At 70.9% G+C, this 9,029-nt stretch carries 9 protein-coding genes; 4 read left to right on the top strand and 5 right to left on the bottom strand.

The annotated features are described in order from the left end of the window. The coding region (locus E1281_RS33120) for an NAD(P)H-hydrate dehydratase (protein WP_131883657.1) at positions 1-1,400 on the bottom strand (1,400 nt) is incomplete at its 3' end. Positions 1,401-1,626: 226 nt separating this feature from the next. Here E1281_RS33120 and E1281_RS33115 point away from each other — a divergent pair. The 3 genes from E1281_RS33115 (at position 1,627) to E1281_RS42715 (ending at position 3,201) form a co-directional block, all read left to right on the top strand. Beyond that, complete coding sequence (locus tag E1281_RS33115) at positions 1,627-2,487, top strand: helix-turn-helix transcriptional regulator (protein WP_131883656.1); 861 nt, start codon at positions 1,627-1,629, stop codon at positions 2,485-2,487. Positions 2,488-2,525: 38 nt separating this feature from the next. Next, positions 2,526-2,747, top strand: a complete 222-nt coding sequence (locus E1281_RS33110) for a DUF397 domain-containing protein (protein ID WP_131883655.1) — start codon at positions 2,526-2,528, stop codon at positions 2,745-2,747. 247 nt (positions 2,748-2,994) lie between these two features. Next, positions 2,995-3,201 (top strand): DUF397 domain-containing protein, encoded by a 207-nt coding sequence (locus tag E1281_RS42715; protein ID WP_131883654.1) that lies wholly within the window; start codon positions 2,995-2,997, stop codon positions 3,199-3,201. 163 nt (positions 3,202-3,364) lie between these two features. Here the strand turns inward: E1281_RS42715 and E1281_RS33100 are convergent, their stop codons facing one another. From E1281_RS33100 to glmS, 3 genes are all read right to left on the bottom strand, one after another. Further along, entirely contained in the window at positions 3,365-4,360 is a 996-nt protein-coding gene (locus E1281_RS33100) for an ABC transporter permease (protein ID WP_131883653.1), read from the bottom strand. A gap of 6 nt (positions 4,361-4,366) precedes the next feature. Next, on the bottom strand, positions 4,367-5,314 hold the full coding sequence (locus E1281_RS33095) for an ABC transporter ATP-binding protein (protein ID WP_243717666.1): 948 nt from the start codon (positions 5,312-5,314) through the stop codon (positions 4,367-4,369). Between the two features lie 68 nt (positions 5,315-5,382). Continuing rightward, complete coding sequence (glmS, locus tag E1281_RS33090) at positions 5,383-7,227, bottom strand: glutamine--fructose-6-phosphate transaminase (isomerizing) (RefSeq protein WP_131883652.1); 1,845 nt, start codon at positions 7,225-7,227, stop codon at positions 5,383-5,385. 123 nt (positions 7,228-7,350) lie between these two features. On the opposite strand from glmS, the gene coaA reads away from it, so the two are divergent. Next, complete coding sequence (gene coaA, locus E1281_RS33085; protein WP_131883651.1) at positions 7,351-8,292, top strand: type I pantothenate kinase; 942 nt, start codon at positions 7,351-7,353, stop codon at positions 8,290-8,292. A gap of 279 nt (positions 8,293-8,571) precedes the next feature. On the opposite strand, the gene E1281_RS33080 is transcribed toward coaA, so the two are convergent. Next, positions 8,572-8,871 carry a hypothetical protein gene (locus E1281_RS33080; protein WP_131883650.1) on the bottom strand — a complete coding sequence of 100 codons (300 nt, stop codon included), beginning with the start codon at positions 8,869-8,871 and terminating at the stop codon, positions 8,572-8,574. Between the last annotated feature and the right edge of the window lie 158 nt (positions 8,872-9,029).

Raw genomic sequence — 9,029 nt, 5'->3', positions numbered from 1 at the left:
GGGGCGGGGGCCGAAGCCAGGCGGGCGGCCAGGCCGTGCAGGTAGGCGCCGGCCGCGGCCGCGTCCAGGGCGGGCATGCCGGCGGCCAGCAGGGCGCCTATCAGGCCGGACAGGACGTCGCCCGTTCCGGCTGCGGCCAGGCGGGGGGTACCGGTCGGGTTGACGCGGACGGGGCGGTCCTGTTCGGCGACCAGGGTCGTGGAGCCCTTGAGCAGGACGGTGGCGGACAGTTCGGCGGCGGCGCGGCGGACGTGCTCCAGGCGGCGGGCCTCGATGTCCTCGCGGTCGGCGGCGATCAGGCGGGACAGCTCGCCGGCGTGCGGGGTGAGGACGGTCGGGGCGGCGCGGCGCAGGAGGTCCCGGCGGCGGGACAGGACGGTGAGGCCGTCGGCGTCCACCAGGGCGGGCAGCTCGGTGGTGAGGACGGCCTCCAGGAGCGACTCGCCGGCGTCGCCGGTGCCGAGGCCGGGGCCGACGACCCACGCCTGGACGCGGCCGACGCGTTCGAGGACCTTCGGGTCGCGGGGGCCGGGGTCGATGACCGTGGTGACGGCCTCGGGCCAGCGCTGCCGGACGAGTTCGACGGGGCGGGCGACGGAGGCGAAGCGCACCATGCCGGCGCCGCCGCGGAGGGCGCCGCCCGCGGCGAGGACGGCCGCACCGGTGAACTCGTCGCCTCCGGCGAGGATGCCGACGACGCCGCGGCGGTACTTGTCGGACTCGGGGCCGGGCTCGGGCGGCCGGACGTCCGCCGGGCGTGCGGCGACGACGTCCGGGTCGGGCAGGTCGGGGCCGAGTCCGATGTCGACCAGTTCGACCACACCGCAGTGGGACGCGCCCGGGTCGATCAGGAGGCCCGGCTTGTGCGTCCCGAAGGTGACGGTGACGTCGGCGTGGACGGCGGCGCCGTCGACCCGGCCGGTGCTCGCGTCCACGCCGGACGGGACGTCGCAGGCGATGACGAGCCCGGTGGACTCCGACGCCAGCGCGGCGTACCGGGCGTGGGGTTCGCGCAGTCCGCCCGTGCCGCCGATGCCCGTCAGGCCGTCCACGATCAGGTCGGCGGCCTCGATGGCGGCGGCCTCGCCGCCCTGGAGGACGCGGCCGCCCGCCGCCCGGAGGGCGTCCAGCCCACCGGGGTGGATCTTGGTGCCGGCCTGGACGACCCTGACGCGGGCGCCGCGCCGGGCGAGCCGGGCCCCGGCGTAGAGGGCGTCGCCGCCGTTGTCGCCGCCGCCCACGAGGAGGACGACGCGCGCCCCGTACACGGCGGGCAGGACGCGGGCGCAGACCGACGCCAGGCCGGTGGCCGCCCGCTGCATCAGGGCGCCGTCCGGGAGCCGGGCCATGAGGGCCTGCTCCGCCGCCCGGACCTTGCCGACCTCGTGCGCGTACCTCATCCGCCGCTCCCCAAGCCGATCACACACTCAGCGTGCCACGTGAATGCACTCCGCAACCGCGCCTCCGGGGTATTTGTACGTTGCACTGCAAGTTTCGGTGTCATGTGCGGGAAAGAATGATCGGTCGTAGAATCTTCCTCATCCGGTCCGATGTATTCGCACTGCGGCGCCCCGGTGCGGCAGAATGCGCCCAGATCAGTCCGCCGGGACTGGAGAGGCCCCAGCAATGAGCACTTCCCGTGGTCCCTCCGTCCGGCAGCGGCGGCTGGCCGCCGAACTACGGAGACTGCGCGAGCGGAAGGGGCTCACGGGGGACGAGGTCGCCGATCGGCTGACCTGGTCCACCGCCAAGGTGAGCCGGATCGAGAACGCGCGGACCGGCGCGAAGATCGGCGACGTGCGGCGCCTCCTCGACCTGTACGAGATCGACGGCGCCCGCCGCGACGACCTCATCTCCCTGGCGCACGACGCCGCGCAGCGGGGATGGTGGGAGGAATACCGCGACCTGCCGAGCGAGCTCGCCGACTTCATCGCCCTGGAGTCCGAGGCCACGGCCGTCCGGGAATGGGGCAGCACCGTGTTCCCGGGGCTGCTGCAGACCGAGGGTTACGCCCGGCATGTGATCGGCGGCTGGAGCGATCTCGCCACCCTGCCGCCGCAGGAACTCGAGCGCCGGCTGGAGGTCCGAATGCGGCGGCGGGAGCTGTTGCACGGTTCACATCCGCTGGAACTGTCCGTGGTTCTCGACGAGGCGGTTATGCAACGCCGCATCGGGGACCAGAAGGTCATGCGGGAGCAGCTCGAACATCTGTGCCGGATGACCGAGCTTCCGCACGTGACTTTGCAGATCCTGCCTTTGGGTGTCGCACACTCGGTGTTGGCTGAGTCGTTTATACTTCTGGAATTCTCACCGGTGCACGACATCGTTTTCCCTGATATCGTGCACACCGAATCCCTGACAATCAGCCACTTCGCGGACGAGACTGTTACGTATATGTACAGGCTCGCCTATTCAAGCTTGGCCGATCAGGCCCTGGACGCCACCGAGTCACGGCGGCGCATCATCGAGGCCAGAGACGCCTGGTAGGGCCCGCGAAGGGGCTCAATCCTTGTGAAAGGCATCGAGTGTCCCCTTTCGTCAGCCCTGCTCCGCAATGGAGGAGAAGCGCCCACTGCGGGGCGAGCAACACGTGCGTCGAAGTCGCCACTCTGGCCGGTTCGTCCCATTTCATTGGGGCGCGTGATGCCAAGCACGGCACGCAGAGCCCTGTCCTGTCGTTCTCCCAGGGAGAGTGGCGGGAGTTCCTCGGACGAGCCAAGAAGGGTGAATTCGACCTGGGGCGATGAGACGCGGCGATAGCCCGTCCGCCGCCCGCTGAGGGCTCGGAGGGGCGCCGCAGTGGACGAGCCGGGTCCACGCACGGACTCGGCTCGTTGCCTTCACAGCCGAAACTCTGGCTCTACCTCGCCACTCCTGACACCCGCGCATCGCACTGACCGCAGGTGATCAGGAGTTTTTTGTGATCTTGTTACCTTGTGCTTGGCACCGGCAGCACGGCCGAGGGGCAAGGCAACTTTCAAGGCAGGAGCCGGCATGAGTTTCGATCGGACACCGCTCTCCCGATGGAGGAGGAGCGCTCGATGCGGCGCGAGCAATGGGTGCGTCGAGGTCGCACGTATGGACGTGGAGGCCATATGCGTGCGGGACACCGAGGACACCTCAGCCCACCTCGCGTTCGGTCTCGCCGAATGGCGCAGGTTCACCGAGGAGGCCAGGAGGGGACGTTTCGACGGCCCCTGAAAGGTTCCCTGCAAGTTGCGGCGGCATTGAGAATCTCATCTTGATCGGAGAATTGCGTTCAGCGCCGTTGAATGCGTTCCGCACCGCCGCACACCGAATATTTTCATGCCCGGCCTGATCTCGTCCGGCGAATTTCCATCCGATGATCAGTCCGGGCACACTTTCACGCCACGCGGACGCCTTTCGGAACCCGGTGGAGGGGTGTCCGCAACCGGGAGGTCGTGACGCGGATCGCACCGGCGCCGAGGGCGAGGTTGAAAAGGAGCCCGTAGGGCCACACGGCCTTGCCGTCCTCTTCGTCGCGCGAGCCGTCGCCGTACAGGGAGCCGCCGTCGTCGCCGTCGCCGTGGCGGATCTCGCGCACGTCCCGGCTCAGCCCGCCGAGCGGGTCGTCCGACGGCGTTCTCGTCATCACGTGGTCGCCGACCAGGATCCGCCGCTCGGGAAGCCGCGGGGCCGCGTCGGCGAGCACGACGACCGGGTTCGGGGCCAGCAGCCACCACACCCGCTCGGTGTGCTCCTTGGTGTGCGTGTGCTCCCCGTGGTCGATCCGCTCGGCGGTGAGCGCCGTCCCGATCATGAACAGCAGCGGGGTGCCGACGAGCAGCCCGAAGACCGTCAGGTACGACATGAGCACCGAGGTGATGCTGCGCGACAGCAGCGCCGACCAGGCCTGCGAGACCGCGCAGACCACGCCGATGAGCAGGACGATGACGCCGAGGACGACCAGCGCGCGGCCCGGCCCGACCGCGCCCGTGGCCACCGGCCACAGCACGCACGGCAGGGTGAGCCCCAGCGTGAGCACACCCGTTCCCCACGCGGCGACGAGCTTGCCCAGCGCGATGTCGCCCGGCGCGAGCCGCGTGACCTGGAGCGTGGCGAGCGTCCCGCGCTCCCGGTCACCGTTGATCGACTGGCCGCTGAGCGCCGGGGTGACCAGCAGCGTCAGCACCAGCACCCCGAGCAGGACGCCGCCGAACACCGGCACGCCCGAATCGCCGAAGTCGGAGCTGTCGCCGGCCCGCACGGCCAGCCCGAAGAGCACGCCGAGCCCGTTGACGGCCACGAACCAGACGGCGAGCAGCGTCTTCCAGCGTCCCGTCCGCAGCCGGGTCTTGATCTCCTGCCGTGCCACCAGGCCGATTCCGCGCGCGGTCATGGCCGTTCACCTCCGGTTCTGGGTCATCGCCAGGTAGGCCGATTCGAGGGCGCTGCCGGCCGGACCGAAGCCGGTGACGGGCACGTCCGCGGCGACCAGCTCGGCCAGCAGCCCGGCGGCCTCGGTCTCGGTGAGCGGGCCGGCCTCGGCGCCGCCCGGGAGGTCGCTGACCGGTTCGAGGTCCGTCCGCCCGCCGAGGGCCGCGGCGAGCGCGCGGGCGAGCAGTTCCGGGTCGAGCGAGCGGATCCGCCAGCGGACGCGCGCCACGGCGCCGGTGAGGTCCGTCATCGCGTGGTCCCCGGCCGTCTGCCCGTGGTCGACGAGCACGACCCGGTCGGCGATCTCCTCCAGCTCGCTGAGGATGTGGCTCGACACCAGCACCGCGACCCCGTCGGCGGCGAGCGAGCGCAGCAGGTCGCGCAGCTCGATGCGCGAGCGGGGGTCGAGGCCGGAGGCGGGCTCGTCGAGCAGCAGGACGCGCGGCCGGTGCACGAGGGCGCGGGCCAGCCCGAGCCGCTGCTTCTGCCCGCGCGACAGCGCGTGGACGGGCTGCCCGAGCCGGTCCTCCAGGTGGACGAGACTGAGCAGCGCCCTGAGCCTGCGCGGGCGCTCCTCCCGCGGCACCCCGTAGGCGTCGGCGAAGAACGCCAGGTACTCGTCCACGGTGAGCTGGTCGTACACGCCGAAGGTGTCCGGCATCCAGCCGAGCGCGTCGCGGGCCCGGTCCGGGTGGGCGCGGACGTCGTGCCCGCCGATCCGCACCGTGCCCGCGTCGGGGGCGAGCAGGGTCGCGAGGATCAGCAGCAGCGTCGTCTTGCCCGCGCCGTTCGGCCCGACCAGCGCGGTGACCTGCCCGTACGGGACGGTGATGTCGAGTCCGCGCAGTGCCTGCACGGGTCCGAAGCGCCGCGCCACCCCGCGCGCCTCGACTCCCAGATCGCCGTTTTCCGCCACCCGGTCACCTCCGACAAACGGCCCGCCCGACCTGTCTGGGACGCGGGCCGCCGCCGGGAGGTTCCGGGCTATTCGACCGTCACGGACTTGGCGAGGTTGCGGGGCTGGTCGACGTCGTGGCCCTTCGCGCTGGCCAGCTCGCACGCGAACACCTGGAGCGGGACGGTCGTGACCAGCGGCTGCAGTAGCGTCGGGACGGCCGGGACGCCGATCAGCGTGTCGGCGTACGGCTCGACCGACTCGTCCCCGTCCTCGGCGATCACGATCGTGCGGGCGCCCCGGGCCCGGATCTCCTGGATGTTCGACACGATCTTGTCGTGCAGGACCTCCCGCGCCCGCGGCGGCACGACGACCACGACCGGCAGGCCCTCCTCGATGAGCGCGATCGGGCCGTGCTTCAGCTCCCCGGCGGCGAAGCCCTCGGCGTGCATGTACGCGAGCTCCTTCAGCTTCAGCGCGCCTTCGAGGGCGACGGGGAAGCCCACGTGACGGCCGAGGAACAGCACGCAGTGCTCGCCGGAGAGCGACCGGGCCAGCTCACGGACCGGCTCCATCGTCTCCAGGACCTTCTCCACCTTCTCCGGCATCCGCTCCAGGAGCTGCACCATGGCGAACACCTCGTCCCCCCACTTGGTGCCGCGGACCTGCGCGATGTAGAGCGCGATGAGGTAGACGGCGACGAGCTGGGTGAGGAACGCCTTGGTGGACGCGACCGCGATCTCCGGCCCCGCGTGCGTGTACAGGACGCCGTCGCACTCGCGCGGCAGCGTCGAGCCGTTGACGTTGCAGATGCCGAGGAGCTTGGCCTTCTGCTCGCGGGCGTGCCGGACGGCCATGAGCGCGTCCATCGTCTCCCCCGACTGGGAGATCGCGATGACCAGCGTCGACGGGGACAGGATCGGGTCCCGGTAGCGGAACTCGCTGGCCAGCTCCACCTCGCAGGGCAGCCCCGCCCAGTGCTCGATCGCGTACTTGGCGATCAGCCCGGCGTGGTAGGACGTCCCGCACGCGACGATGATGATCTTGTCGACCTCGCGGAGCTCCCGGTCGGGGATGCGCATCTCGTCCAGGTGGAGCCGGCCGTCGGCGCCGATCCGGCCGAGCAGCGTGTCCGCGACCGCCTGCGGCTGCTCGGCGATCTCCTTGAGCATGAAGTAGTCGAAACCGCCTTTTTCCGCGGCCGACACGTCCCAGTCGACGTGGTACTCCTTCACGTCGGCGGGACGCCCCTCGAAGTCGGTGACGGTCACCCCGCCGGCCCGCAGCTCGACGATCTGGTCCTGGCCCAGCTCGATCGCGTTCCGGGTGTGCGCGATGAAGGCGGCGACGTCGCTGGCGAGGAAGTTCTCGCCCTCGCCGACCCCGACGACCAGCGGCGAGTTCCGGCGGGCGCCCACGACCAGGTCGGGATCGCCGGTGTGCACCGCGACCAGCGTGAACGCGCCCTCCAGCCGGCGGCAGACACGGCGCATCGCCTCGACGAGGCCGCCGCCCGCCTTGACCTCGTCCTCCAGGAGGTGAGCGACCGCCTCGGTGTCGGTGTCGGACAGGAGCCGGTGCCCGTTCTCCTCCAGCTCCGCCCGCAGCTCGGCGAAGTTCTCGATGATCCCGTTGTGGATGACGGCGACGGAACCGGTGCAGTCGACGTGCGGGTGCGCGTTCCGGTCGTTCGGCGCACCGTGCGTGGCCCACCGCGTGTGGCCCATGCCGAGCGTCCCCTCGGGCGGCGGCTCGTCCTCCAGGGCGCCCCGGAGGTTCACGAGCTTGCCCGCGCGCTTGGCCGTGGCCAGCTTCCCGTCGGCCAGCACGGCCACCCCGGCCGAGTCGTAGCCGCGATACTCCAGCCGCGCCAGTCCCTCCACGACCACGTCGAGCGCCGGCCGGCCGCCTACGTACCCCACGATTCCGCACATGGCGGCAACTCTATTCGGTGTCCCGCCCGGGACCTACCGGCACGGGACGAGAAGGCATGACGCTAGCGTGGACCATCCGTGAAAACCCGGTGACCGAAAGAAGCGCCCGGTTACTGTTCAGCCATGACGAGCGGATGGGACACCGTGCCGAGCCCCTACGTGGAACTCTCCCGTGTCGCCTGGCGCGGCCTGCGCGCGAACACGCCGCTGCCGCTCACCCCCGGTGAACTCGACGCGCTGCGCGGCCTGAAGGACCCGATCGACATCACCGAGGTCGAGGAGATCTACCTGCCGCTGTCCCGGCTGCTCAACCTGTTCTTCCAGTCGGACGGGCGCCTGCGCGACACCGTCAGCGGCTTCCTCGGCGGCGAGGTGCGGCCCACCCCGTTCATCATCGGGGTGGCGGGCAGCGTCGCGGTCGGCAAGTCGACCACGTCCCGGCTGCTGCGCACGCTCCTGGCCCGCTGGCCCGAGCACCCGACCGTGGAACTGGTCACCACCGACAGCTTCCTGTACCCGAACTCGATCCTGTCCGAGCGCGGGATCATGGACCGCAAGGGCTTCCCCGAGTCCTACGACCGCCGCGCGCTCGTCCGGTTCGTCTCCGCCATCAAGTCGGGCGCGAGCGAGCACGCGATCCCGGTGTACTCGCACCTGGAGTACGACATCGTCCCCGACGCGACGCAGACCGTCCGGCGTCCCGACATCCTGATCGTCGAGGGGCTGAACGTGCTGCAGGCCCCGCCCGCCGGCAGCCTCGGCGTGTCGGACTTCTTCGACTTCTCCATCTACGTGGACGCCCGCGTCGAGGACATCCGGCAGTGGTACATCGACCGGTTGTTCGCGCTGCGCCGCACCGCGTTCACCGACCCGCGCTCCTACTTCCACAAGTACGCGCACGAGCTGGACGAGGACGAGACCGCCGCGTTCGCCCAGCGGATCTGGCGGGACGTCAACGAGGTCAACCTCGTCTCCAACATCCTCCCGACCCGCGCCCGCGCCACCCTCGTCCTCCACAAGGACAGAGAACACGCCGTCCAACGCGTCCGCCTCCGCCGAATCTGACGCCGCCGGGCAACACACCGTTGACTTGCGGCGTGTTGTTGTCATGGCAGGCCGGATAACGACAACACGCCGCAAGTGAATCGGTGCTCTGGCGGGGCGGTATCCGAGAGATCGGGTGCCGCCCCGTTGACGTGCCTGGAAGCGGGTTGACCTGCGGTTTCTGGCGCCAGGGGGCCTAGTACTGGCGTTGATCTTGTCTCACTGGTGCGTGCTGGTTTCCGCTGGTGCTCGCTGTTCGCGGGCCATGTGCGGGCCACGGCCCGGAACGGTTGCCGCTGGCTACGGGCCGTCTAGGGCGTGGTCTATGGCCTTGTTGGCGCGGGTCTCGGCCAGTTGGCGCTCTAGGGGGTTGGTGCCCCAATCGGTGAGGGCGATGAGGACGGCGCCGCATTGGTCGGCGTCGCAGCGTGGGTGCCGGGCGGCGGTGTCGAACGTTCGGACGGGGCGGTCTAGGCGTCGTCCGGCTTGGCGTCCGGCGGTGCGTAGGCGGTCGCGCTCGTCGGACGAGTGGTAGACGGTGCTGGTCTGCCCGGATCGCCTGAGCTGCTCGGCGATGACGGCGGCCAAGTCTTCGCTCATCGGGTCGCCCCCTCCTTGCGCTGGTCTCCAGGATGGCGTGGTGCGGGTGTGGGTGCCAAGTGTTCGGGGTGGGGAGCGGGTCGGCGGCCGTCTTGCGTGCGGGGCGGTTGGCGCGTGGGGTGGTGGCGGCTGCGGGTCAGCGGCACGGGCACGGGGGG

Source organism: Actinomadura sp. KC345, assembly GCF_004348515.1.
Taxonomy (GTDB): Bacteria; Actinomycetota; Actinomycetes; order Streptosporangiales; family Streptosporangiaceae; genus Spirillospora.
Note: the sequence above shows the minus strand (reverse complement) of the source record. Positions and strands in the feature narration are given on the sequence as shown.

Bases quoted from the DNA above. Each gene is read 5' to 3' on its own strand.
- glmS (WP_131883652.1), bottom strand. From the start codon at position 7,227: ATGTGCGGAATCGTGGGGTACGTAGGCGGCCGGCCGGCGCTCGACGTG.
- coaA (WP_131883651.1), top strand. From the start codon at position 7,351: ATGACGAGCGGATGGGACACCGTGCCGAGCCCCTACGTGGAACTCTCC.
- E1281_RS42715 (WP_131883654.1), top strand. From the start codon at position 2,995: ATGAGTTTCGATCGGACACCGCTCTCCCGATGGAGGAGGAGCGCTCGA.
- E1281_RS33080 (WP_131883650.1), bottom strand. From the start codon at position 8,871: ATGAGCGAAGACTTGGCCGCCGTCATCGCCGAGCAGCTCAGGCGATCC.
- E1281_RS33100 (WP_131883653.1), bottom strand. From the start codon at position 4,360: ATGACCGCGCGCGGAATCGGCCTGGTGGCACGGCAGGAGATCAAGACC.
- E1281_RS33115 (WP_131883656.1), top strand. From the start codon at position 1,627: ATGAGCACTTCCCGTGGTCCCTCCGTCCGGCAGCGGCGGCTGGCCGCC.